Genomic DNA, 23,565 nt, shown 5'->3' on the forward strand with positions numbered 1-23,565 from the left:
CGATGAGCATCTCCACCGAGAACTCGGCACCGCCCGTCGTGTCGACCTTCGACGTGCACGATCCGGCCACCGGCGAGGTGGTCGGCACCTACCCGGTTTACGACCGCCACGCCGTGGACACCGCCGTCGCCGCCGCCCACGAGGCCGCGATCTGGTGGCGCGATCTGGGCTTCGCCGGACGCGCTCGGCATCTGGACGCCTGGCGCGCCGAGATCGCGCTCGGCCGGGACGAACTGGCCCGGATCATCCACCGGGAGATGGGCAAGCCGTTCTCCGACGCCAAACTCGAGATCGCCATGGCCCTCGAACACTTGCGGTGGGCCGCTCGCAACGCCGAGAAGGTGCTCGGCCGTCGCTCCGTGCCGTCGAGCCTGCTGACGCTCAACCACGCGGCCACGGTCGAATATCTTCCGCTCGGGGTGGTCGGCGTCATCGGACCGTGGAACTACCCGGTGTTCACTCCGCTCGGCTCCATCTCCTTCGCGCTGGCCGCCGGTAACGCGGTGGTGTTCAAACCCAGCGAGTACACCCCCGGCGTCGGACTGTGGCTCGCGGAAGCGTTCGCTCGCACCGCGCCCGCCGAGCCGGTGCTGCAGGTGGTCACCGGCCTCGGCGAGACCGGGAACGCGCTGTGCCGCAGTGGCGTCGGCAAGATCGGGTTCACCGGGTCCACCGCGACCGGAAAGCTCGTGCTGGCCGCGTGCGCGGAGCATCTCACGCCGGTGCTGATGGAGTGCGGCGGCAAGGACGCGCTCATCGTGGACGCCGACGCCGATCTCGACGCCGCCGCCGACGCGGCGGTGTGGGGCGGGTTGTCCAACGCGGGGCAGACCTGTCTGGCCGTGGAACGGGTCTACGTCCACGCCGAGGTCTACGACGAGTTCCTCGCCAAGCTGCTGGCGGCGGCGGGACAGATCGAAGCCGGTCGCGCGGACGCGAAGATCGGCCCGATCACCATGCCGAAGCAAGTGGCGATCATTCGCCGCCACATCGAGGACGCCGTCGCGCGCGGCGCCAGGGCCGTGCTCGGCGGTGCGGACGCGATCGACCGGCAGTTCGTCCAGCCGACCATCCTCGTGGACGTTCCGGAGGACGCCGCCGCGGTGACCGAGGAGACCTTCGGCCCCACGCTGACGGTGACCAAGGTCAGGGACATGGACGAGGCCGTCGAACTGGTCAACCGCTGCGCTTACGGGTTGGGCGGCACCGTGTTCGCCCGCCGCGACGGGCGACGCATCGCCGACCGCATCCGCGCGGGCGGCGTCTCCATCAACGCGTTCGTCGCGCACGCCACCATCCCCGAGCTGCCGCTCGGCGGTGTCGGCGCCTCCGGCTTCGGCCGCGTCCACGGCCCGGACGGGCTCAAAGAATTCACCTACGCCAAAGCCGTTACGCGCCAGCGCTTCCCGTCTCCGCTACCGCTGACCACGTTCCGGCGCGATCACCGCGTGGACACGATCGTCGACCTGCTCATCGGGGTCGTGCACGGAAGGAAACGCCAGTGACATCCGATTCGATCGAGCACACCCCCGTAGCCATCGTCGGCGCCGGGCTGGGCGGCATCGGCCTGGCGATCAAACTGCGCGAGGCGGGCTTCGACGATCTGGTGATCCTCGAACGCGCCGACGACCTCGGCGGCACCTGGCGGGCCAACACCTACCCCGGTTGCGCCTGCGATGTGCCATCGCATCTCTACAGCTACTCCTTCGCGCCCAATCCGGACTGGTCGCGCACCTACGGCAGGCAACCCGAGATCCTCGACTACATCCGCTCGGTGGCCATCGAGCACGATGTCGTCCGGCACATCCGGTTCGGCGCCGAACTGCTCGACGCCCGATGGGACGAGCAGCGTTCGTTGTGGCGGATCGAGACCTCGCGCGGCGCACTCACCGCGGACTTCCTGCTCTCGGCCACGGGCCTGTTCGCCGAGGCGAAATACCCCCAGCTACCCGGCATCGACTCCTTCGCGGGCACGTCGTTCCATTCGCTGCACTGGGACCACGACCACGATCTCACCGGCGAGCGGGTCGCGGTGATCGGCACGGGCGCGTCGGCGGTGCAGTTCGTGCCGGAGATCCAGCCCAAGGTGGACCGGCTGCTGCTGTTCCAGCGCTCGGCGCCGTGGATCGTCCCGCGCATGGATCGCCGCACTCTCGAACTCGAGCGACGGCTGCTGCGCCGTATCCCCCTGGCGCAACGCGCCATCCGCGGCGGTTTCTACGCGGCGATCGAGACCTTCGGGCTCATCTCGCTGGTCGATCAGCGCTTCCGCCACCCGTACGAAGCGCTGGGCCGGCTGCAATTGCTGCGTCAGGTCCGCGACCGCGAACTGCGCAAGAAGCTCACCCCCGATTACGTCATCGGCTGCAAGCGAGCCATCTTCTCCGACACCTACCTGCCCGCGCTCGACCAGCCGAACGTCGACGTGCTCACCCAGCCCATCGCCGAGGTCCGGCCGCATTCGATCGTGCTGCGCGACGGCAGCGAGCACCCGGTGGACACCATCATCTTCGGCACCGGGTTCACCTCGATCCCGACCGCCTACGAGCGCTACGCCGGGCGCGACGGACGCACCCTGGCGCAGCTCTACCGGGAGCGACCGCAGAGCTATCTCGGTGTCGCGGTGGCCGGGTTCCCCAACTTCTTCTGCACGCTCGGTCCCTTCGGCGCCGCCGGTAACCAGTCGGCGATCTACATGATCGAATCCCAGATCGCCTACATCGTCGACGCTCTGCGCAACGCACGCTCCCATGGCATCCGCCGGATCGAGGTGCGACCCGCGGCGCAGGCCGATTTCGTCGCGGAGATGGCTCGCCGGAGTTCCTCGACGGTATGGCTCACCGGCGGATGCCAGAGCTATTACCAGACGCCGGACGGGCTCAACGCCGGTCTCTACCCGAACTGGAGCTTCGAATACCGGCAGCGCACCAGCCGGTTCGACACCGGAGCCTACGAGGTGGCCGGATGATCGGCGATTTGCTCCGCATCGGCCGGGGGCGGCGCCAGTATTCGGTCGCGGGCAAGGTCGTGCTGATCACCGGCGCGGGCCGCGGCATCGGCCGGGAACTGGCGGCCCAGCTGCACCGCAAGCAGGCCTCGATCGTCTTGGTCGATCTCGATCAGGATGCCGCCGACGCGGCGGCCGCGGCGCTGGGCGACCGGACCCTCGCGATCGCCGCCGACGTCGCCGACCGCGCGGCGATGCGGGCGGTCGCCGACCGGGCCGCCGACCATTTCGGCCGCTTGGACGTGGTGGTGGCCAACGCGGGCGTGGTGCCGCGCCCGGCGACGGTGCGCACGCTGGACGGGCGCGACTTCGACCGGGTGATGGACATCAACCTCACCGGTGTGTTCAACACCCTGCGCCCCGCGCTGGATCACGTCGTCGCCGCCGAAGGACATGTCGTCGTGGTGTCGTCGTGCGCGGCGTTCGCGCCCGGCATGGCGGGCGCGCCGTACATGATCAGCAAAGCGGCGGTCGAACAGCTGGGACGGGCGCTGCGCGTGGAACTGGCGCCCTTCGGCGCCTCGGCGGGCATCGCCTATTTCGGCATCGTCGACACCCGCATGACCCACGACACCCTCGACAACGACGAACTCGGCCGTGAGCTGGACGATCTGCTGCCGTGGCCGTTGAACGTGCGCATCTCGGCGGCGGAAGCGGCCGAGACCATCGCCGAGGGGATCGAGCGGCGCGCGGCGCGCACCATCGCACCGGCCGGATGGGAGCCCTACGCGCTGCTGCGCGGGGCGGTCAATGTCGTGCTCGACAGCGCGCTGGCGCGCGACCGCCGCGTGCACGACCTGTTGCGCCGGGTCGAAGCGCGCACGAAGCCGTCGTGACATCCGATCCCGTGTCATCCCGCATGCGTACGCCGGTCACGACGGCTCGCGGTCGCGCCACCGCACTCGGCGCGGTCCGGCGGCGGCATGCGTCCTGCGACCCGAAGGAATTCCTCCCGTGAGCACTCCACGCTTCGACACCCTCCCCGCCGCCTTCCAGCACAACGCGACTGTCGCCCCGGACGCGGTCGCCCTGCGCACCCCCGGTGACGCCGCCACCCTGACCTGGCGCGAGTATGCCAAGCGGGTCCGGCTGATCGCCGCCGGCCTGGCGGGACTGGGCGTGCGGCGTGGCGACACGGTGGCTCTGATGATGTCCAACCGCATCGAGTTCTATCCACTCGAGATCGGGGCCCAGCACCTCGGCGCCACCAGCTTCTCGGTGTACAACACCGCGTCACCGGAGCAGATCGCGTACGTACTGCGCAACGCCGGGGTTCGCGTGCTGATCTGCGAGCCGCGATATGTCGAGCGGGTCCGCGCGAGCGGCGTCGAACTCGACCACATCGTCTGCGTCGACGACGCTCCGGAGGGCACCTTGTCGGTCGCCGACGTGCTCGCCGCGGGCGCGGCGGAGTTCGACTTCGACGCCGCCTGGCGGGCGGTCCGGCCCGACGACGTCGCCACGCTGATCTACACCTCGGGCACCACCGGCGATCCCAAAGGGGTGGAGACGACGCACGCGAACCTCATGTTCGAGTGCTATGCGGTCGAACAGGTGCTGGGCATCCGCTTCGGCGACACCATCACCTCCTACATGCCCACCGCGCACATCGCCGACCGACTGACCGCGCTGTACTTCCAGGAGGTCTTCGGCACGCAGGTGACCTGTGTCGCCGACCCGACCCGGATCGGCTCGGCCTTGGCCGACCTGCACCCCACGATCTGGGGCGCCGTGCCACGGGTGTGGGAGAAACTGAGAGCGGCAATCGAATTCGCGGTCGCCAACGAACCCGACGAGCAGCGCAAGGCAGCTCTGCGGTGGGCGTTGACGGTCGCCGCCCAGCGCAGCGCCCATCAATTGAACGGCGAGCCGGTCCCCGCCTCCGTCGCCGCCGAGTGGGCGCGCGCCGACCAGCTCGTCCTGTCGGGGCTGCGCGCGAAACTCGGTCTGGATCGCGTGCGCTGGGCGATGTCCGGCGCGGCGCCCATCCCGGCCGAAACGCTCGGCTTCTTCGCCGGGCTCGGCATCCCGATCGCCGAGATCTGGGGCATGTCCGAACTCACCTGCATCTGCAGCGTCAGCCACCCGGACGAGGCCAGGCTCGGCACCGTGGGCAAACTGCTGCCCGGCATGGGGGCCAGGATCGCCGACGACGGCGAGCTGCACGTTCGCGGTCCGCTGGTGATGAAAGGCTATCGCGGCGACCGCGGCAAGACCGCCGAGGCCGTCGACCCCGATGGCTGGCTGCGCACCGGAGACGTGATCACCATCGACGACGAGGGGTACCTCAGGGTCGTGGATCGCAAGAAGGAGCTGATCATCAACTCCGCCGGAAAGAACATGTCCCCCACCAACATCGAGAATGCGATCAAGGCGGCGACACCGCTGATCGGAGCCATCGCCGTGATCGGCGACGGCCGCCCTTACAACACCGCGCTGGTCGTCCTCGACGCCGAAACCGCCGGACCGTACGCCGCGCGCCACAACCTGCCGGATTCCTCGGCGGCGGCGTTGTCGGCCGACGCCGGTGTCATCGAGCAGATCGCGGCGGGCATCGCCGCGGGCAACGCGAAATTGTCCCGCGTGGAGCAGGTCAAGCGATTCCGCCTCTTGCCGGCTTTCTGGGAGGCGGGCGGCGACGAAGTCACCCTCACGATGAAACTCAAGCGCCGGGTGATCGCCGAGAAATACGCCGCCGAGATCGCCGGACTCTACGACCCCGCCCCCGGCCCGGATATCCACGAACCCGGCGCACAGGCCGTCACGGTGACCACCACCTGAGCGGACCGGTGGCCGATCAGCGCTCCTTGATCCAGTACATGCCGCGACCGGACTCCGCGGGCGCGCGCTTCTCGCGTGGCTCGATCCGGTCCAGGCGATAGCCGAGCCGCCGGGCCACCGCGGCGCTGCGGACATTCGCCTCGTCACAGTGGATCTCGACCCGATCGACGCCCGGCAGCGCCAAGGCGATACGGGTCAAGATCGCTGCGCTGCGAGTGATCACGCCGCGGCCGGTGTGGGCGGCGTGACACCAGTAGCCGATCTCCACCGCACCCGGACCGAGCCGATCGTGCAGGCCGATGGCGCCGAGCACGCTGCCCGCGGCATCGAAGATGCCGTAGTTGAACGCTCCGGCGGCGCTGGGCCAGCTCTCGTCGGTCTCCCGGCCGAAAGCGCGCTGACTGTCCAGCGTCGCGGGTTCGGGAAGCCAATCCATCCAGGGGTGGATGAGGTCGAACGACGCGTTGATCGCCTCGAGCCGCGGCCGCACATCCTCTTGAAGCCACCGCCGCAACAGCAGCTCGTCCACCTCGATTCGCTGGGGTGGCCCGACGCCCGGCGCGAGTGCGGAGCACGACTGCATGTCCATACCGCTATGGTGGTCGCCCTGCGTCCGGCCGGGCAACGGATATTCCGGCGCCTGTGTTGGTTCACCTCCGCATCGGCGCAGTTCGGCGCTGGTGATCAGGCGCCTCGGAGGCGGACCTCGGCGTCCAGCTCGGCGGCGGCTGCGGCCAGCGCAGCGGCGTCCGGATCGGCTCCGAGCCGGTCGGCGAGGTCGGCTCGGGACAGGATCAGCATCCCCCGCGGCTCGGATCGGGAGCCGGGTTCGACTTTGACGTGCCCCTCTTCCAGCACCAAGCGCGCGTCCGGTTCGTCGGTGGCCAGCAATCGACGCAAGTCGTCTTGCGTCACTCGACCGGAACCCTGCGCGCCGCTCGACGTCGTATCCGCCGCGTGTGCCGCTCCGCTCGTGTTTTCAGCATCCATGCTGACCGATTGCCCTGGCGAACCTACGGGAAACCGGTCGACCAGCACGCTTCCCCATCTCGTGTGCAACTCTCGGGCGGGCCTGAACCGGACGGCCGGTGCCCCGGCGAGCCGGCGTTCAGATGCCCGGGACGCGTTACCCGACTTTCCCGGCTATCCGACACCCGCCCGCCGTAGCGCCCGCTGCGCGGCGTTCGCCCCGCACATACCGTGCGCCCCAGGACCAGGGGGCGTCGCGGCGGAGCAGAGATAGTGGCCCGGTACGCCGACGTCGTAGGGCTGCAGGGTCACGCGGGGGCCGAACAGCAGCTGTGGGATGTCTTTCGCGCCGGTCATGATGTTGCCGCCGACGTAGTTGGGGTTGTATTCGGCGAATTCCGCCGCGCTGCGCACGCTTGTCCCGACTATCCGGTCACGGAATCCCGGAGCGAAGCGTTCGATCTGGGCGGTGATCGCCGCCGTCGCGTCGCCGCGATATCCGTGCGGGACGTGAGCGTATGCCCAGATCGGATGAATGTCGCCGACCGACCGTTGCGGATCGGCGAGATACTGCTGACCGACCAGCACGAAGGGGCGTTCGGGCATACGGCCGCGGTGGATGTCCCGTTCGGTCGCGGCGACCTCGGCGAACGTGCCGCCCAGATGCACCGTCCCCGCCCGGCGGGCCGCCCGCGCCGTCCACGGCACGCCGTCGTGCACGGCGAAGTCGACCTTGTACGCGCCGGGGCCGTAACGGAAACGGTCGTACGCCCTCCTGATTCGCGGAGGCAGGCGCTCACCCACGACTTCCGCGACCGCGGTGGGCGCCAAGTCCCACATCGTCACAGCCGCCGTCGGCAGATCGGACAGCGACCGCACGCGAACACCCGTTTCGATCTTGCCGCCCAGGTCACCGAGGGCCGCCGCCATGGCTTCGGTGATGCGCCGCGATCCACCGGCGGCGACCGCCCAACCGTAGGTGTGGCCGGCGGTGAGGATGCCCAGACCGATACTCGCGCTGAGCGGTCGATGCAGTGGATGAAAGGCATGAGCCGCGACGCCGCCGAAAAGCCCCCTGGCCTGCTCCGTCCGGAACAGTCCTGCCAGCAGAGCGGCCGGGACGAGGGCAGGAACCCCGAAGCGGGCGAGGGAAACCGGATGGCGTGGCACGCGCAGCAGTGGCCGCATGATGTCACCGCTCATCCGCTCGTAACCCGCGGCCGTCCGCTCGAACAGCAGCCGCCACACCCGGCCGTCGCCGCCGAGCCCGGCCGCCGTCTCCGCGACCGAGCGCAGCAGCACGCCCGCCGTGCCGTCGTCGAGCGGATGAGCGCAGTCGACCTCCGGCCATGCCCAGGACAATCCGTAGCGCTCCAGGTCGAGACCGCGCAGGAACGGAGAGCCGACCGCCATCGGGTGGATGGCCGAGCAGTGGTCGTGCAGCAGACCGGGCACGATGGCCTCGCCGCTGCGGGCGCCGCCTCCGATCTCGTCGGCGGCCTCCAGCACGGTGACGTCCAACCCGGCTCGGGCCAGGACGATGGCCGCCGCCAAGCCGTTGGGACCGCCGCCGACCACGACCGCTGTGCTCATATCGCTCTCCGTCCCTGATATCCCTAGCTCAGCCGACCGTCTGCGGCACGAGCACCCGGCTCGATTCGCGCGGCGGCATCGGCACGGTGTAGCCCGCGCGCCGCCAGGTCACCTCGTGCGGAATCGGCCCGTCGGGCAACCACGGCTGCGCCTCGACCGCGTCACGCACCCGCCAGGTGCCGCGCTCGACGACGCCGAGCGCCGCGTCGATGACCTGATACTCCTGGACCCCGCGATGGATCGGCTGCGATTCCACCCACACGACGATCCATTCTCCCGGAGCGAATCCCACGCGGGACTGCACGGCCTCGATCAGATCGAGATTGTGCAGGTGACCATCGCCGAAGTTGAAGCCGATCAGCGAATTGCAGCCGAATTCGCCCTCTCGCACGGTCCAGCGATCGATGTCCGGGATGTGGGTGTAGAGCAGGGAGAACAGGCCGCGCCCTTGGCTGTGCATCGAGCGCCACGCGATCGTCTGCTGCATGGTGATCTCCGCGACCGCGGGCGGATACCCCATGGCCTTCAACTGGTCGATCTGGTTCGTCGTCGGCCGGTGTTCGATGGTGTTGAGCTTCTCCTCCGCACCGGGCGCGAAGGCCCACAGGGCCGAGGCCCAGTTGCCGGCGTACTGGCGCATCGACGGCAGGAACGACACCAGATCCGGGCGCAGGTTTCCGAGGATCGGGAAGAACGCCAGCGCCGCGACAATTGCCACGGCCAGCCACGGTGAGGAGATATCACCCAGGCCATAGCCGCTCCCGTTCGGGAAGCCCAGGAACAGGAACACCGCCAGGTAGGCGAACAGGACGTTCCACTCCAACGGCACCGCCAGCGGGAAGGTCGAGGTGATGAACGCGTGGAAGACCACCATCAGCACCACTCCGGCCAGCGTCAGCCAGTGGTTGGTGGAGAACAACAGCACCAGTGGGGTGATGATCTCGACGGTCGTGCCTCCGACATGGGCCAGGAACGAGGCGACCTTCGACGGCCGGATGTCGCGGGGGAAGTCACGGTAGTGCAGTCGCTTGATCCACTTCGCGGGCACGCCAGGACTGTTGGACATCATCGGCGGAACCACGTTGCTGAAGTGCCGCCCGAACTTCGACACACCAGCTCCGATCCACACCGCGCAGATCAGCAACTTGGCGGCGACGATCATGTCCACGAACGGCAACGTCGCGAAGAACACCAATGCGGGCAGGTACTGCTCGCCGCGCGCGGTCAAGAAGATCGTCTTGTCCCGCAGACCGCACAGCACGTACAGCACGATCGGAGCGACGAGCAGCGCCGGATTCACCAAGCCGGAGGTATTGTCCGGCAGCGCCGCGCTGAGCGACGCACTGGGCACGCCGGGCAGCGCGATCGCCGCCAGCAACGTTCCCAAGAACGCCAGATACAGCAGCACGTCACCGACCGTGCGGGTGTCGCCGCCGGTGAACGGCACCCGCCGCCACGGCCGCAGGCGAATCGTGCCGGGCCGGGCATAGAACAGGATTCCGCCGGTCATCGGCCGGAACTTGCCCGCGAGCGGCCCCCACGACCCGGCGATGCCGAGCGCCTCGATCAAGACCGTCCACAGCACCAGCTTCTGGTAGACGATCGGCTCGTTCCACCACGCCGCGACATCCCAGAACGGGCCGACGCCGGAACTCCAGGTCGCCACGGCGACGCCGCCCAGCACCGAGACCAGCAGCACCTTGAGCAGATAAATCGTGTGGATCATCCTCGGCGAGCCGAAACCGTATTCGACCCAATGCAGGGCAAGCGTTCTCATCCGCTCCCGCAACGGTTGGTCGAGGAATGTCGTCACATCGACGGGCGGGAAATCCGCTGTTTTGAATCCCATTGTTCGGGACCTTTCTCATCCGATGAATAGAGCATGCGAGGACCCGGCCGAAATCGGTTCGGATCATGGAGTTCCGCTCACCGCCGAGCGGATTTCTGCTATGCCGTGGTGACCGCTTCCGCGACCGACGCGCGGAGCTTGCGTTTGTCGATTTTGCCGACCGGATTGCGCGGCAGCGCTTCGGCGAGTTCGATCGACACCGGAACCTTGGGGCGGGCGAGTGATTTCCGGCAGTGCTCGGCGAGATCCGCCGCGTCGACCCGCGCGCCGGGCATCGTCACCACATGGGCGACCGGGACCTCCCCGAGGACCGGATCGGGAGCGCCCACCACCGCGGCCTCCAAAACGGCAGGGTGGGCGTGCAAGACGTTCTCGATTTCTTTGGGATAGATGTTCTCGCCCCCTCGGATGATCATGTCCTTGATCCGGTCGACCAGGACCAGATATCCGTCCGCGTCGAAATAGCCGACGTCACCGGTGTGCAACCAGCCGTCGACAACCGTGTTCGCGGTCGCCTCGGGCCGGCCGAGATAGCCGCGCATCACGTTCGCGCCCCGGACGACCACTTCCCCGCTCCTCCCCGCAGGCACGATTCGGCCGTCGGCGTCCATGATCGCGACGGTCTGCCCCGGCAGCGGGAGCCCGACCGTGCCCGGCTTCCGCGGTCCCTCCGGCGGATTCAGCGTCGACGCGCACGTTCCTTCGGACAGTCCGTAGCCTTCCACGATCGGAACGCCGAAACGCTTTTCGAACCGCGCGATCAGTTCCGCGGGCATGGGCGCGGCCCCGCAGATCGCGCGGCGTAACGACGAAGTGTCCGGCGTCGATCCGTCCGGCTGCGCGACGAGCATCGCGTAGATCGCGGGGACGCCCGAGAAGTACGTCGGGCGAACACGTTCCACGATGCCGAAGAAGGCCGAGGCGGAGAATCGGCCCGCGATGGTGGCCCGGCCGCCGGCGAGCAGCGGCGACAGGACGCTGACCACGATCCCGTTGACGTGGAACAGGGGCAGTATCAACAGGCTGTGGTCGGTGTCGCGCAATGCCAGTGCCTCGACAAGCATCTCGCACATCGCGGCGATGTTGGCGTGATCGAGCACCACACCCTTCGGCTGCCCGGTGGTGCCGCTGGTGTAGATGATCAGCGCCGCGGCGGCGGGATCCACCGACGCCGGCTCTGGTCCGGCGAGCTCGGGGCCGAGCCCGGCGACCTCGGCCACATCCAGCGTCGCCGCTGTGCGCCCGCCTTCGGTCACGACCACCTTCGCCCGGCAGTCCCCGACCTGATAGCGCACCTCCTCGATGGTCGAATCCGGTTTCACGGGAGTGACCGCGGCGCCGAGCCGCCACGCCGCGAAAAGGACGACGACGAATTCGAGCCGATTCGACAATACGAGGGCGACGACGTCGCCTTCGCGAACGCCATGCGCGGACAGGACGGCGGCGGCCGTTCGTACCCGTTTCGCGAAAGTCTGATTGTCGATGTGCTCGCGGTCGTCCGCGATACAGGGTCCGGACGGATTCCAGGTCGCCCTGACTTCGGGAATTTCTACGATGTGCTGCACTTATATCCTCACCTACTCCGTGGTGACGGGGATTACAGTCCAAGTTAGGTTCGGCGCGGCAACCGGGCTACGGGCCCGCATCCCAGAGTTTTCGCCGGGCTTTGTACCGGCGGCACAAGAGAACGCGGAATGCGCCGGAACCGCCGTACCGATTCCGGTACGGTCCCGGCATGAGCGCCGACGTGGACAGCACCATCCGCGATGTCGCCGGACGCGTCAAAGCCGATCTCGACCGGCTGACCTCCGGCATGACCGCGATGTTCGCCGAGGTGATTCCGGAATTCCGCCACGACGACGAAGTGCGGCGATTGATGATCGCCAGCACCGCGTCCAACCTCACCGCGATCCTGGACATGCTCATGCTGAGCATCTCGCGCGACGACATCACGGTGCCGCCCGCGGCCGCCGAGTACGCTCGCCGGTTCGCCCAGCACGGAATGTCCCTGGAGGCCCTGCTGCGCGCGTACCGCCTCGGCGAGCACATGTTCATGCAGCAGACCATCGCCGTGCTCCGGCAGGCCGGGACACCCGCCGATCTCGCCCTGGCGACCACCAGCAGGGTCGCCGTGCTGGTCAACAGCTACATCGACCAGGTCATCGAAGGCCTCATCGATATCTACGAAAGCGAACGCCGTCGCTGGGACGCGCGTTCGGACACCACGCGAGCGGCGCAGATCCGCGCGGTGCTCGACACCGACGACCTCGACGTGGCCTCGGCGGAGGAGATGCTGTCGGCCTCACTGCGTGGGTGGCATATGGCCGCCGTCGTCTGGGTGCGTGAACCGGGCGCGTCCTCGATCGAACTGCTGCGGGCAGGCACCTCGATGGTCGCCGCCGCGACCGGCAAGCATCCGCTGACGGTGCTGGTCGACGAGCAGAACTGCTGGGCGTGGATATCGTCGGCCGGCGAACCGGCATTGGATGCCGACCGGCTCGAGCGAGATCTGCGCCGCCGCCCCGGAATCAGCGTCGCCGTCGGCGATCCTGGCCCCGGGCTGGCCGGCTTCCGGCAGACCTTCCGCGATGCCCAGCGCGCTCGCAGCCTCGCGCTGCTCGCCGAACCCGCCCGCCCGCTCACCGTGCACGCCCGCGTCGCGCTGGCGAGTTTGCTCGTCGACCATCTGCCCGACACCGAAGCATGGGTGCGTCGGGTGCTCGGCGATCTCATGCGCGAGGACGAGACCACCGCTCGTCTGCGCGAGACGGTGCAGACCTATCTGGAGGCCCGCGGCAGCCTCACCGACGCCGCGGCGCGCATGCACGTCCACAAGAACACCGTGCACTACCGGATCCGCAGGGCGGAAGAGGTGTTGGGCCACCCGTTGACGGTGAACCGGCTGGAGACCGAAGTCGCGCTGATGGTCGCCGAGCAACTCGGTCTCGGCCGCGTGCAGTGACCGGACGGCGCGTCACGACCGCTCGCTGTGCGCCTCACGGCGATTCGTCATGGCGTGTACGGCTTCGCGGCCCGATACTGAGGGCAGGTTGGACCGATTCCAAGGTGGGAGATGAAGGTGATCGGGGTGGGCTCGGACGGGCTTGTCGCGGCCGGTGATACCTGGGGTGTCTCCGGGCCGCAGTTCCTCGCGGTCTATGTACCGCTCGTGCTGGTGGCCGTGATCGCGGGCATCTGGCTGCGCTCACGGGTGACGGGCGCGGATCCGGACATCGACGCGGCCGCCGCGCCGGGCGCGGAGCTGACCTCGCCCGAGCTGGGGATGCTGTACGGCGACCAGAACGCCGTGCTCGCGGCGATGGCGCGGTTGCGCGGCGTCGACGCGATCGACTCGGCCGCCGCGCCGGTTCGCCCCCTCACCGCGCAGGAGCGTGGGGCGCTGGATCCGTTCACCGTGTCGGTGTACGACCGGCTGGCGGCGGGGCAGGGCAAAACCGTCGGCACCATCGTCGGCGGATCGCTCGACACGTTGCGCACCAGAATGGTCGACCTCGGGTACTTCCCGGGGCCCGAGATGCGCCACGGTCTGCGTGACGCGGGCATGCCGCTCCTGGTCACCGGCGCGCTCGGCGTGGTGCGGATCATCGCGGGCGCCTCGCACGGCAACCCGGTCGGTGTGCTGGTGGTGCTGGTGATCGCGCAGGCGTTCGGCTACTGGTTGGTGGTGCGCAAACCCCGGCTCACCGCGCTCGGCGTTCGTGCCCGCGACGCCGTATCCGAGCGCAATCGGCATTTGCGGCCGAGCAATTCGCCTTCCTATGCGACCTACGGCGCCGAGAGCGCGGCGGTCGCGGCAGCCGTTTTCGGTATCGGTGCGCTCGTCGCGCTCGACCCTGGACTGGCCCAGGCGGTCGCGCCGCCGAGTACATCGGGCGGCGGCGACGGGGGCGGCGACAGCGGTGACGGAGGCGGATGCGGCAGCGGGTGCGGCGGGGGCTGCGGCGGTTGCGGTGGCTGAGCGATCCGGCCCGCTGCCGCCGGACGCGCTCGGCATCGGGTGGCGGCCCGAGATCTGCGGGGTGATCGCCGCCTTGGACGGACTGGAATTCTGCGAGGTCATCGCCGAATCGCTGATCCGCGATCCGCACCGTGGCGGGCGGGTCGCCGTCCCCGAGGAACTGGCCGCCCTGCGGGCGCGCGGCGTCGCCGTGGTGCCGCACGGCATCTCGCTGTCGCTGGGGGGCGCGGATCCGGTCGAGGGCCGGCGGATCGAGCACTTGGCAGCCTGCGCGGCGGCGGTGGCGGCGCCGCTGGTGAGCGAGCACATCGCTTTCGTGCGCGCGGGCGGTCTGGAGGCGGGCCACCTGCTGCCGGTACCGCGCACCCGGGAAGCGCTCGACGCGCTCACCCGCAATATCGCGCGGACCACGGCGGCGCTCGACGTCCCGCTCGCGGTGGAGAACATCGCCACGCTGTTCGACTGGCCTGAAGACGAATACTCCGAAGCGGAATTCCTGTCCGAACTCGTCGAGCGCACCGGTGTCCGGCTGCTGCTCGATGTCGCCAACGTCTACGCGAACGCCCGCAACCGCGGTCGCGACCCGCTCGCCGAGCTGCTGCGCCTGCCCACCGAACACGTGGCGTACTGCCACGTCGCGGGCGGTCACGAATCCGGCGGTCGTTACCACGACACGCACACCGATCCGGTTCCCGGCGAAGTTCTCGCGCTCGTCGCGGAATTCCGCGCGCATCGTCCGGCGCCGATGATGCTGGAGCGCGACGGCAACTATCCGCCCGCGGCCGAACTGCTCGACGAACTGGACGCCATCGCGGCGGCCGCCGCCCGCCCGCCGATCACCGCGGGCGCCAGGGCGGTGCCGACATGAGCGCTGTGCCAGGGCGGCCTGCCGACGGCGCGACGCTGGCCCAGCGGCAAGCAGCGCTGGTGCGCGCACTGGTCGCGGGAGCCGCCGTACCTCCCGGATTCGATGCCGAGGCCGTCGGCGCGGCGGCCGAGGCCCTGCTGCGCAAGCGGGCCGGCGAGGTGGCACGGCGTTTCCCGCTGCTGGTGCACGCCTGTCACGGTGACTTCACCGCCCGCTTCACGGCGTGGGCCCGGCATCACCCGAAGACCACCACGTCCGCCGACGCCGCCGCCTTCGCGTCCGCCACCGGTATCGAATGGCCGGCCACACCTCGCCGGGCGGGGAGGCGCTGGTTTCCCCGGCATCGCGCATCGGGCGGCGCCCCCTGAGTCCGGGCCGGTCCTACGGGTGGCGGGCCTCGACCGGGACCGCGGAGTCGCCGGCGTCGCGACGCTCTTCGAGCCACACACTGACCGCCACCGTCACATACGCAGCGACGGTCGCCATCCCCGGCAGCATCAGCATGAGCATGAGAAACGAAAGCATCGAAGACACAAGCCCTCCCGGACAACACGATGGAAACTGTCGCACCGGTGCGCCCCACTGCGTCACCGTCACGGCCGGGCATACCCACGACCGGAGGTCCAATCTCCACGGGGTCGCCGAGATCCTGTGAGAGATATCACACGGCCGATTTACCACGCGGTCTGCGGTTCGACCGAGATAATCCCCCACCGCAGCCGTGGTAGACCGGTCACCATGCGGTTGCTCATCATCTCCGACACGCACGTGCCCAAGCGTGCGCGGGATCTGCCGGAGGCACTGTGGCGCGAGGTCGACACCGCCGACGTGATCGTGCACGCGGGCGACTGGGTCGAGGTCGCCTTGCTGGACCGCCTGCAAGCGCGCAGCGCGCGTCTCATCGGCGTGTTCGGCAACAACGACGGTCCGGAACTGCGAGCGCGACTGCCCGAGGTCGCCCGCGCCGAACTCGACGGCCTCCGGCTGGCGGTGGTACACGAAACCGGACCCGCGAAGGGCCGCGAGGAACGCTGCGCCCGGGATTTCCCGGACACCGATGTCCTGATTTTCGGCCACAGCCACATTCCGTGGGACAGCGTTGCGGACAGCGGCTTGCGCCTGCTCAATCCCGGCTCGCCGACCGACCGCCGCAGGCAACCGGAGCACACCTATCTCACCGCGCGAATACAGGCCGGGCAGCTGAGCCAGGTCGTACTGCACACCGTTCCGAAACACTGATCTTTCGGTGCACGCGCGCCTTCAGCGTTCGCTCGCGGTGAGCCTCAGTCGCTCCGGTCGCCCACCAGCGCCAGGTGCCGGTCGCCGATGGGGGAATCGGTGATCGCGGTGGAGATCTTCGGCAGGGCGTAGGGGTGGTTGCGGCCCAGCCAGGCGAGCATTTCCTCGCGAACCGCGCACCGCAGGTTCCACGCGTCGTCGGCGTCGGCCGCCGACATCGTCGCGCGCACCACGATATTCGTCGGCGTGCTGTCGGTGACCTGCAGGCCCCAGGCGCGACCGTCCCAATCCGAGCGGGTGCGCAGATATTCCTCCAGGTGCTCACGCAGCAGCGGCACCGGCGTGCTGTGGTCCAGGTACAGGAAGACCGTCCCGGTGATCTGCGAACCGCCGCGCGACCAGTTCTCGTACGGCTTGTTGTTGAAGTAGGAGACCGGCATGGTCAGCCGTCGGTCGTCCCAGATCCGCACGGTGAGGAAGGCGAGAGTGATCTCCTCCACGATGCCCCACTCCCCCTCGACCACGACGGTGTCGCCGATCTTCACCGAGTCACCGAACGCGATCTGCAATCCGGCGATCAGGTTGCTCAGTGTCGACTGCGCGGCGACACCGGCGATGATGCCGATCACCCCCGCCGAGGCCAGCAGCGAGGTGCCCAGGGTCCGCAGACTCGGCACCAGCAGCAGGATCACGACGGCGGCGGTGGTCACCACCAGGACCGAGGTGACGATCCGGCGCACCAAGCCGAGCTGGGTGCGCAATTGCCGCACCCGCGTGACGTCCTGGGTGCGCCGCGCATACGAGCGCAGCGTGTTCTCCGCGACCGCGTCGGCGGCGCGGATGACACACCATGCCGCGGCCATGATCGCCGCGGTCGCCAGACCGGTCCGGATCATCGCGTCCTGACGCAGGTCGAGGTGCGCCAACGGGTAGGTGGCGTGCAACGCCAACGCGCCGAGCAACACCTGCACGGGCATTTGCACCCGCCGCAGCAAGGTGGGGAGCTGGTTGCCCGGACGTCTGCGGGCGGTGTAGCGCAGTAAGCGATCGATCAGCAGACCGGCCGTCACGGTGATGGCCACCGTGCCGAGAAGCACGATGAGCGGCCGTAGTATTTCCTCCAACGGGTCGAACTCCTTCTCCTCGTCCACCCACCGTGCCGCGAGACAACGGTTCTCGCCGCGCCTGCGACGCAGCGCCACGAATCCGGAGCATTCGACGCTGCCCGGGTCCCAGGCAGGTGAGTGCAATGCTTCACTCCCGCTCCGCCGAGCGGGCCTGCACACGGGCGAGTGCTGGTCTTACAGCAGCGCCAAGGCGATACTCAGCACTGCCAACACCAAAACCCATGCCGCGATGGTCCATTCGACAGGAAGTTCCGTGCCTGGACGGCCGCCGCGGCGGGCGGCGCGATACTGCGAGCGCGAGGCCGAAACGGACATACATCCTCCTTCGGTCGGTTGCGTCATCGAGGCGCATACCCGCTTTCACCGCCGATCGTCGCCACGCCGGTTGTGGCGAATCCCACCACGCACGGCAGAGCCCTTGTCCGTCACGGATTCTCGGCCGATCACGCGGTACCGGCCGTCAGCCGGAATGGCTGCGGTAATGCAGGTCGTCCAGCGAAAGCGGCGGAACGTAGCGCGTCACCAGCGTGCGGTCCCACCACGCCCGGGTGTGTGCCAATTCGCGGGGTGTGGTGAAGCGGTACAGATACAGTTGGGCTCGGACGTAGCGCGGTGCGGCGTCCGGGAACGGATTGTGCCGCAGCAGTCGTAACGTGGCCGCGTCGTTTTCCAGCAGTCGCGCCAAGAAGGGGCCCAGCCACGACTGCGCGTACCGCGGTGAGGCGGCGGCGAACCACATGAGCCAGTCCAGACGCAGGTGGTACGGGGCCCACTGGCGCGGGAGCCGGCGCGGATCACCGGGTTTGCCCTTGAATTCGTATTCCCGCCACCGCGTCCGCTCGGTGACGGCAGGCTCGTCGGTGCCTTCGACGACCACTTCGTAGCGGGTGCGTCCGATGCTGCCGAACGCTCCGTAGGTGTTGACCAAGTGATAGGGGTCGAACGACCGGTTCATGGCCTGGTGACTGGAGATCAGGTTGCGGGCGGGCCGGTAACTCAGGAAGACCACCACCGCGGTGAACGCGATGACCAGGCCCGTGAACCACGGCGGCGGTCCCGGCAGCGGCGGCGGTGCGGGCACCGGCAGCACCGCGGCGGCCGCCGGCCCGCTGACGGCGCCGCACGCGAGGACGATCGTCAGCCAGTTCAGCCAGGCGAAGTTGCCCGACAGCACCAGCCACAGCTGGGTGATCACGATGACGGCCGCGGCCGCGCTCGCCACCGGCTGCGGCGCGAACAGCCCGAAGGGCACGACCAGCTGGGCGACATGGTTGCCCAGCACCTCGACCCGGTGCAGCGGCTTGGGCAGATGGTGGAACAACCAGCTCAGCGGCCCCGGCATCGGCTGCGTCTCGTGGTGGTAGTACAGGCAGGTCAGATCGCGCCAGCACCGATCACCGCGTAATTTGATCAATCCGGCGCCGAACTCCACCCGGAACAGCAACCAGCGAGCCAGCCACAGCACCAGCACCGGGGGCGCGGTGCGGTCGTTGCCGAGGAAGATCACCAGGAACCCGCATTCCAGCAGCAGCGATTCCCAGCCGAACGCGTACCAGTCCTGTCCCACGTTGACGATCGACAGGTAGAGCACCCACAACAGCGTCCACATCAGCATCGCCGCCCACAGGGGCACCAGATCGGCGGCACCGGCCACCATGGCCGCGGCCAGCGCCGCGCCGAACCAGGACACCACGGCGAAGAACCGGTCGGAATAGTGGAGATGGAAGATGCTGGGCGTATGCCGGAAGGACCGCCGGGCCAGCCATCGCGGTACCGGCAGCATGCCGTGCTCCCCGATCAGCGCCCGGAATTGCCGGGCGGCGACCACGAAGCCGATCAGGTAGACGGCTGCGACACCGCGGGTCAGCAGCTGCCTGCTCAACCAATATTCGGATGCGGTGAACCAGTCCATGCCCGCAACTCCTCCGACCGCGGACCTTCGCCCCCACCGCATACCCCGCCCGGCGGCAGGGAAACCCGCGCTACATCGGGTACAGGCTGTGCTTGCGCGGGTTGGGTTCGGCAGCCGCCTCCTTGTCGCGCAGCAGCCGCAGCGCGTGCCGTATCTCCAGCCGGGTCCGGGAGGGTTCGATGACCGCGTCGATGTATCCGCGTTCGGCCGCGATCCACGGCGTGGCCACGGTGGTGTTGTACTGGTCGATCATGAATTCCCGCACGGCCGCGCGCTGCTCCTCCGGCACCTGCTCCAGCTGCCGCCTGCCCGCGATGTCGACCGCGCTCTCCGCGCCGATCACCGCGATGCGGGCGGTGGGCCAGGCCAGGCTGATATCGGCCCCGAGCTGTTTGCACGCCATGAAGCCGTACGCACCGCCGTAGGACTTGCGGACCACCACGTTGATGATGGGCACGGTCGCCTCGATGATCGCGCGGAACACGCGACCGCCGCGGACGATGACACCGTTGCGCTCCTCTTCCACACCGGGCAGCACGCCGGGAGTGTCGACGACGAACACCAGAGGAATGCCGAAGGCGTTGCACAGCCGGATGAAATGCGTTGCCTTGTCGGAGCATTTCGCGTCCACCGCGCCGCCGAGAACCAGCGGCTGGTTGGCGACGACGCCGACGCTGCGGCCGTCGACGCGGGTGAAGCCGGTGATGAGATTGGCCGCGGTGGCCGAGCGGATCTCGTGGAAATCGCCGTCGTCGAAGATGCGCAGCAGGATCTCGTGCATGTCGTATCCCGCCCGGTCCGAATCCGGGATGATCGACTCCAGCTCGAGATCGGTGGCGGTGATCTCGGGTTCCAGACCCGGGTTCACGACCGGAGCCTGCTCCAAGCAACTGGACGGCAGGTAGCTCAGGTATTTGCGGGCCCAGTCGAAGGCCTCCTGCTCGGTGGCGGTCACGTGGTGGATCGTGCCGTTGCGGGCTTGCACGTGGGCGCCGCCGAGTTCCTCCGCGGTGACATCCTCGCCGGTCACCGTCTTGATGACCTCGGGTCCGGTGACGAACATGTAGGAGTTCTCGGTCGCGACGAGAACGTCGGTGTTCACCGGGCCGTACACCGAACCGGCGGCGCACTTGCCGAGCATGATGGACACCTGCGGGAGGAATCCGGACAGCCGTTCCTGGCGCCGGCTCATGTGGGCGAACCAGGCCAGCGAGGTGACCGCGTCCTGGATGCGGGCGCCGCCGGAATCGTTGATCGCCACCACCGGGCACGCCTTCTCGTAGGCGAACTTCAGGATGTGGGCGACCTTGCGCCCGAACATCTCACCGACCGAGCCGCCGTACACGGTCTGGTCGTGCGCGATGACCACGACCGGCCGCCCCTCGATACGGCCGTGGCCGGTGACCACACCGTCGCCGTACTTCGCGTCCTGCGCTCCCGGGGTGCGCGCGAGCGCGCCGATCTCGACGAACGTCCCCGGATCGAGCAGCGATCGCACCCGCTCGCGGGCACTGGGAATGCCTTTGCTCTGTCGTTTCGCGATGCCGGACGCACCGGCGGGTTCCTCAGCGATCGCGAGGGTCTCCCGCAACTGATCCAACTTCTCGCGCGTGCCGACCATCCGCAAACTGCCTCTCGACCTCACTGGCACCTGCGCAGACGATAGGGGGCTCGACGGGCAGCGCCGTGTTCCCTAGGCGATTACTGGGTAGCTCACAACGTGCGGGCAGTTGCGTTGGCACCGCGCCCTATGGCTCGGTCCGGCACGAGACTTCCGGTGTGGCCTGGCAGGATTCGGTGCATGAGCTTCACCGGGGACGATGTCCGCACCTTCGCGCTGTCGCTACCGCAGACGTCCGAACAATTCGCCTGGGGGATGCCGACCTTCCGGGTCGCGGGCAAACTGTTCCTCACCCTTCCGGAAGCCGAGACCTCTATGGCGGTCCGCTGTCCCATCCACGACCGCGACGAACTCGTCGTCGCCGAACCGGACAAGTTCTGGATCGCCGCGCACGAAGCAGGCAATGCCTGGGTCCGCGCACGGCTGACCGCCCTCGACGACCGGGAGGAACTCGAAGCCATCGTGCGCGACTCGTGGCGGCAGGCCGCACCGCGGCAGCTCCTCGACAACGCCGAGTGACCGCTCGGCGCCCCGGCGTCAGCGGGCGCGGCGGCGGCGTGGCCGTGGCGCGAGTTTCAGCCCGAAGAGCAGATCGGTGTTGCGGACCGGCGTCGGTTGTTCGGACTTCCTGAGCAGTCCGGCTTCGCGGATCCAGCTGTGGTGCCAGTGGTACAGATCCGGCAGGGTCACCTCGCACGCCGCGGCGAGCCTGCGGAGGCGGAAACCCGCTCCGCCGATGGCGCCGGCGAACAGCTTGGTGTTGGGTGTGGGGCGCGATTCCTGGTGCTCGCGGGCTTCGTAGAGCAGAGTTCGCGCCGACGGGGGTATCACCCACACATACAGGTCGGGAGCGTGGGTGTATCCGATGGGGCCGTTGAAGATCAACGCGTCGATGGTGAGCGCGACACACGGGATCGCGTTGAGCTCCATCGCGGTGGCGCCGGTGAACAGTGCGGTGACGATCGCCGCCGCGTCCACCGGATCGGACGTCCTGGCCCTGACCCGGGCGACGAGGTCGTCGTCGACGGGGACCGTGGTCAGTCCGGGACCGACCGAGTAGGCCAGGTCGGGCGGCAGATCCAAGCGCAGACCGTGCAGCAGGAAGGCGGCTTGGGCACCACGCAGGCGCGTGATGGTATGCCCACGGCTCGGGCTGTCGGCGACGAGGCTGCCGAGGAACCGGTACAGGCTCAGGATGTCGTTCCACTCGTCGACCAAACCGGCGCCCTGCTGGAAACGGTCCGGGACGCTGAGGCGCGGTTGCAGCACCGAGAGCATGTATTCGGCCAAGCCCGCCCCGCGTGGCCCCAGCCAGCTGCCGACACCGTTCTGATTCAAGTCGTGCCTGCACGGTCGTCCGGTGTGCTCGGCCAGCCACCGGCAGGCGGTGTGGATGCCGTCGGTGTAGACGGCGTCGATGCGCGCGAACTCCTCCGGCGGCAGGCTGCGGTAGGCATCGGCCCGGAAGGTGGTGACGTCCCCGTCGGAGATCTGCGGCAGCAGCCCGCCTCCGGCCGCTTCGGGGAGTGTGATGATGCGCGACGGCCGGTGATTGGTTTGCCCGTATCCCACGTGCCTCGTCGGTGGCTCGGGACCATCGATGCGGGTGGTCGGCGGGTCGGGGACGGCTATGCGTGTGGTCGGCGGCTCGGGAGCCCCGACACGTGTGGTCGGCGCGTCGGAGATCTCCACGCGCGTGGTCGGCGGGTCGGGCACATCGACGGCTGCGGTCGGCTGATCGGGAACGTCCACGCTCGTGGGCGGCTGATCGGGAACGCCGATGCGTCGGGTGGGCGCGGACGCACTCCGGCGGTCCCGCAACCACTGCCACAGGTCCTCTTCCGGCACGCCCAGCCGCTGCGAACTCGATCGCACCTGCTCGGCGGAAAGTTCGTCGTGTTCGTCGAGCTGGGCCAATCTCTCCAGCTCGGACGGACGCAGCGTGGGCACGCTTGCGTCGACCACAGCCACAACCTCCCGGATTACCGAACCCGTGACGCGTCACCGCGGGTTCGAGACGTCTGTTGCAGAGCATTCGATCACGTACCCGCCGGTAAGGCTGGGAATTCACCCGAGTTTCGGATGTTGTCTACGTCACCGACAACTGCATACTCTATCGAAATCGCCTTCTGCCGAATGCGTTTTGCCTAGTCATGATGTCTGCCGGCAGCCGCGACGGAAACAAGTGAGCGATACCGACATCCGAAAAATCTACGGCGCGTTGTCTACTGCGCTGGACACTCACCCCGACCCCCGCGATGGACAGCTGCGCCCTGCGCCGCATCGGCAGCGACGGCCCGCCACAGCAGGGCGAACGTACCGCCGGCAACGATCCGGCCGCAGGCCACCGGCACCGAAGAGGCGAACAAATCGGACAAACGTGATCGACGCCGGCGAGTGGTGCGCTGTGTGCGCCAGTTCTCCGACGGAGAACGCAAATGCGCCGAGCGATGATGAGTAAGCCGATTGATTGCCGGAATCCGGCCCTGACGCCCGCCGTGACCGGATCGAAAGCGAATTCTCAGCGTTCACACAACCGTCTCTCGCCAAGCCCAAATAGTGCTGCGGTGTCATTGAAGGGTGCTGGTCGGCAGCACTCCCCAGCCCAGCCCCGAGGAGA

20 protein-coding genes are annotated in these 23,565 nt (G+C 68.6%); 10 read left to right on the forward strand and 10 right to left on the reverse strand.

Features of this window, described 5'->3' with window-relative positions; genetic code table 11:
* Window positions 1-2: 2 nt before the first annotated feature.
* From ACWDMM_RS19815 to fadD11, 4 genes are all read left to right on the forward strand, one after another.
* Window positions 3-1,505, forward strand: coding sequence for an aldehyde dehydrogenase family protein (locus tag ACWDMM_RS19815; RefSeq protein ID WP_195079332.1), 1,503 nt, complete (start codon window positions 3-5; stop codon window positions 1,503-1,505).
* A complete protein-coding gene (locus ACWDMM_RS19820) occupies window positions 1,502-2,968 on the forward strand; it encodes a flavin-containing monooxygenase (RefSeq protein ID WP_323124047.1) in 1,467 nt (488 codons plus the stop codon). The genes ACWDMM_RS19815 and ACWDMM_RS19820 overlap by 4 nt, the downstream gene beginning before the upstream one ends.
* The gene (locus tag ACWDMM_RS19825; protein ID WP_195079331.1) at window positions 2,965-3,843 is read left to right on the forward strand and encodes a short-chain dehydrogenase/reductase; all 879 of its coding nucleotides are present in this window, start codon (window positions 2,965-2,967) and stop codon (window positions 3,841-3,843) included. The genes ACWDMM_RS19820 and ACWDMM_RS19825 overlap by 4 nt, the downstream gene beginning before the upstream one ends.
* 118 nt (window positions 3,844-3,961) lie before the next feature.
* A complete protein-coding gene (gene fadD11 / locus ACWDMM_RS19830; RefSeq protein WP_449938770.1) occupies window positions 3,962-5,788 on the forward strand; it encodes a fatty acid--CoA ligase FadD11 in 1,827 nt (608 codons plus the stop codon).
* A gap of 16 nt (window positions 5,789-5,804) precedes the next feature.
* Here the strand turns inward: fadD11 and ACWDMM_RS19835 are convergent, their stop codons facing one another.
* From ACWDMM_RS19835 to ACWDMM_RS19855, 5 genes are all read right to left on the reverse strand, one after another.
* A complete protein-coding gene (locus ACWDMM_RS19835) occupies window positions 5,805-6,377 on the reverse strand; it encodes a GNAT family N-acetyltransferase (RefSeq protein ID WP_323124049.1) in 573 nt (190 codons plus the stop codon).
* A 95-nt stretch (window positions 6,378-6,472) separates the two neighbouring features.
* Window positions 6,473-6,703: a hypothetical protein gene (locus tag ACWDMM_RS19840; RefSeq protein ID WP_195079329.1), complete on the reverse strand. Its 231-nt coding sequence runs from the start codon at window positions 6,701-6,703 to the stop codon at window positions 6,473-6,475.
* A 228-nt stretch (window positions 6,704-6,931) separates the two neighbouring features.
* Window positions 6,932-8,350: a phytoene desaturase family protein gene (locus ACWDMM_RS19845; protein WP_195079328.1), complete on the reverse strand. Its 1,419-nt coding sequence runs from the start codon at window positions 8,348-8,350 to the stop codon at window positions 6,932-6,934.
* A 28-nt stretch (window positions 8,351-8,378) separates the two neighbouring features.
* Window positions 8,379-10,199: a DUF3556 domain-containing protein gene (locus tag ACWDMM_RS19850; protein ID WP_195079327.1), complete on the reverse strand. Its 1,821-nt coding sequence runs from the start codon at window positions 10,197-10,199 to the stop codon at window positions 8,379-8,381.
* Window positions 10,200-10,297: 98 nt separating this feature from the next.
* A complete protein-coding gene (locus ACWDMM_RS19855; RefSeq protein ID WP_449938776.1) occupies window positions 10,298-11,764 on the reverse strand; it encodes a class I adenylate-forming enzyme family protein in 1,467 nt (488 codons plus the stop codon).
* Between the two features lie 170 nt (window positions 11,765-11,934).
* On the opposite strand from ACWDMM_RS19855, the gene ACWDMM_RS19860 reads away from it, so the two are divergent.
* The 5 genes from ACWDMM_RS19860 to ACWDMM_RS19880 all read left to right on the forward strand — a co-directional run bounded on the left by ACWDMM_RS19860 (window position 11,935) and on the right by ACWDMM_RS19880 (window position 16,285).
* Window positions 11,935-13,161, forward strand: a complete 1,227-nt coding sequence (locus ACWDMM_RS19860; RefSeq protein ID WP_357205537.1) for a PucR family transcriptional regulator — start codon at window positions 11,935-11,937, stop codon at window positions 13,159-13,161.
* Between the two features lie 111 nt (window positions 13,162-13,272).
* A complete protein-coding gene (locus tag ACWDMM_RS19865) occupies window positions 13,273-14,178 on the forward strand; it encodes a TIGR04222 domain-containing membrane protein (protein ID WP_357102888.1) in 906 nt (301 codons plus the stop codon).
* Window positions 14,171-15,046 carry a DUF692 domain-containing protein gene (locus ACWDMM_RS19870; RefSeq protein ID WP_323124051.1) on the forward strand — a complete coding sequence of 292 codons (876 nt, stop codon included), beginning with the start codon at window positions 14,171-14,173 and terminating at the stop codon, window positions 15,044-15,046. The genes ACWDMM_RS19865 and ACWDMM_RS19870 overlap by 8 nt, the downstream gene beginning before the upstream one ends.
* The gene (locus tag ACWDMM_RS19875) at window positions 15,043-15,414 is read left to right on the forward strand and encodes a hypothetical protein (protein ID WP_357102891.1); all 372 of its coding nucleotides are present in this window, start codon (window positions 15,043-15,045) and stop codon (window positions 15,412-15,414) included. The genes ACWDMM_RS19870 and ACWDMM_RS19875 overlap by 4 nt, the downstream gene beginning before the upstream one ends.
* Before the next feature lie 370 nt (window positions 15,415-15,784).
* Window positions 15,785-16,285 (forward strand): metallophosphoesterase family protein, encoded by a 501-nt coding sequence (locus ACWDMM_RS19880; RefSeq protein ID WP_195079323.1) that lies wholly within the window; start codon window positions 15,785-15,787, stop codon window positions 16,283-16,285.
* Between the two features lie 44 nt (window positions 16,286-16,329).
* Here the strand turns inward: ACWDMM_RS19880 and ACWDMM_RS19885 are convergent, their stop codons facing one another.
* From ACWDMM_RS19885 to ACWDMM_RS19900, 4 genes are all read right to left on the reverse strand, one after another.
* Window positions 16,330-17,535 carry a mechanosensitive ion channel family protein gene (locus ACWDMM_RS19885; RefSeq protein WP_323124053.1) on the reverse strand — a complete coding sequence of 402 codons (1,206 nt, stop codon included), beginning with the start codon at window positions 17,533-17,535 and terminating at the stop codon, window positions 16,330-16,332.
* Window positions 17,536-17,586: 51 nt separating this feature from the next.
* Window positions 17,587-17,727 (reverse strand): hypothetical protein, encoded by a 141-nt coding sequence (locus ACWDMM_RS19890; protein ID WP_195079322.1) that lies wholly within the window; start codon window positions 17,725-17,727, stop codon window positions 17,587-17,589.
* Window positions 17,728-17,872: 145 nt separating this feature from the next.
* On the reverse strand, window positions 17,873-19,324 hold the full coding sequence (locus ACWDMM_RS19895; protein ID WP_195079321.1) for a lipase maturation factor family protein: 1,452 nt from the start codon (window positions 19,322-19,324) through the stop codon (window positions 17,873-17,875).
* A 70-nt stretch (window positions 19,325-19,394) separates the two neighbouring features.
* The gene (locus ACWDMM_RS19900) at window positions 19,395-20,945 is read right to left on the reverse strand and encodes an acyl-CoA carboxylase subunit beta (RefSeq protein ID WP_449938784.1); all 1,551 of its coding nucleotides are present in this window, start codon (window positions 20,943-20,945) and stop codon (window positions 19,395-19,397) included.
* Window positions 20,946-21,125: 180 nt separating this feature from the next.
* On the opposite strand from ACWDMM_RS19900, the gene ACWDMM_RS19905 reads away from it, so the two are divergent.
* Window positions 21,126-21,464 (forward strand): MmcQ/YjbR family DNA-binding protein, encoded by a 339-nt coding sequence (locus ACWDMM_RS19905; RefSeq protein WP_195079320.1) that lies wholly within the window; start codon window positions 21,126-21,128, stop codon window positions 21,462-21,464.
* Between the two features lie 18 nt (window positions 21,465-21,482).
* Here the strand turns inward: ACWDMM_RS19905 and ACWDMM_RS19910 are convergent, their stop codons facing one another.
* Complete coding sequence (locus tag ACWDMM_RS19910; RefSeq protein WP_195079319.1) at window positions 21,483-22,910, reverse strand: superantigen-like protein SSL4; 1,428 nt, start codon at window positions 22,908-22,910, stop codon at window positions 21,483-21,485.
* Window positions 22,911-23,565: the final 655 nt, after the last annotated feature.

Source organism: Nocardia sp. NPDC003726 (genome assembly GCF_053586955.1).

Excerpts from the sequence above, each read along its gene's own strand:
- ACWDMM_RS19865 (WP_357102888.1), top strand. The coding sequence starts at position 13,273 with ATGAAGGTGATCGGGGTGGGCTCGGACGGGCTTGTCGCGGCCGGTGAT.
- ACWDMM_RS19875 (WP_357102891.1), top strand. The coding sequence starts at position 15,043 with ATGAGCGCTGTGCCAGGGCGGCCTGCCGACGGCGCGACGCTGGCCCAG.
- ACWDMM_RS19900 (WP_449938784.1), bottom strand. The coding sequence starts at position 20,945 with ATGGTCGGCACGCGCGAGAAGTTGGATCAGTTGCGGGAGACCCTCGCG.
- ACWDMM_RS19905 (WP_195079320.1), top strand. The coding sequence starts at position 21,126 with ATGAGCTTCACCGGGGACGATGTCCGCACCTTCGCGCTGTCGCTACCG.
- ACWDMM_RS19815 (WP_195079332.1), top strand. The coding sequence starts at position 3 with ATGAGCATCTCCACCGAGAACTCGGCACCGCCCGTCGTGTCGACCTTC.
- ACWDMM_RS19835 (WP_323124049.1), bottom strand. The coding sequence starts at position 6,377 with ATGGACATGCAGTCGTGCTCCGCACTCGCGCCGGGCGTCGGGCCACCC.
- ACWDMM_RS19850 (WP_195079327.1), bottom strand. The coding sequence starts at position 10,199 with ATGGGATTCAAAACAGCGGATTTCCCGCCCGTCGATGTGACGACATTC.
- ACWDMM_RS19890 (WP_195079322.1), bottom strand. The coding sequence starts at position 17,727 with ATGTCCGTTTCGGCCTCGCGCTCGCAGTATCGCGCCGCCCGCCGCGGC.
- ACWDMM_RS19860 (WP_357205537.1), top strand. The coding sequence starts at position 11,935 with ATGAGCGCCGACGTGGACAGCACCATCCGCGATGTCGCCGGACGCGTC.
- ACWDMM_RS19895 (WP_195079321.1), bottom strand. The coding sequence starts at position 19,324 with ATGGACTGGTTCACCGCATCCGAATATTGGTTGAGCAGGCAGCTGCTG.
- ACWDMM_RS19825 (WP_195079331.1), top strand. The coding sequence starts at position 2,965 with ATGATCGGCGATTTGCTCCGCATCGGCCGGGGGCGGCGCCAGTATTCG.
- ACWDMM_RS19880 (WP_195079323.1), top strand. The coding sequence starts at position 15,785 with ATGCGGTTGCTCATCATCTCCGACACGCACGTGCCCAAGCGTGCGCGG.
- ACWDMM_RS19845 (WP_195079328.1), bottom strand. The coding sequence starts at position 8,350 with ATGAGCACAGCGGTCGTGGTCGGCGGCGGTCCCAACGGCTTGGCGGCG.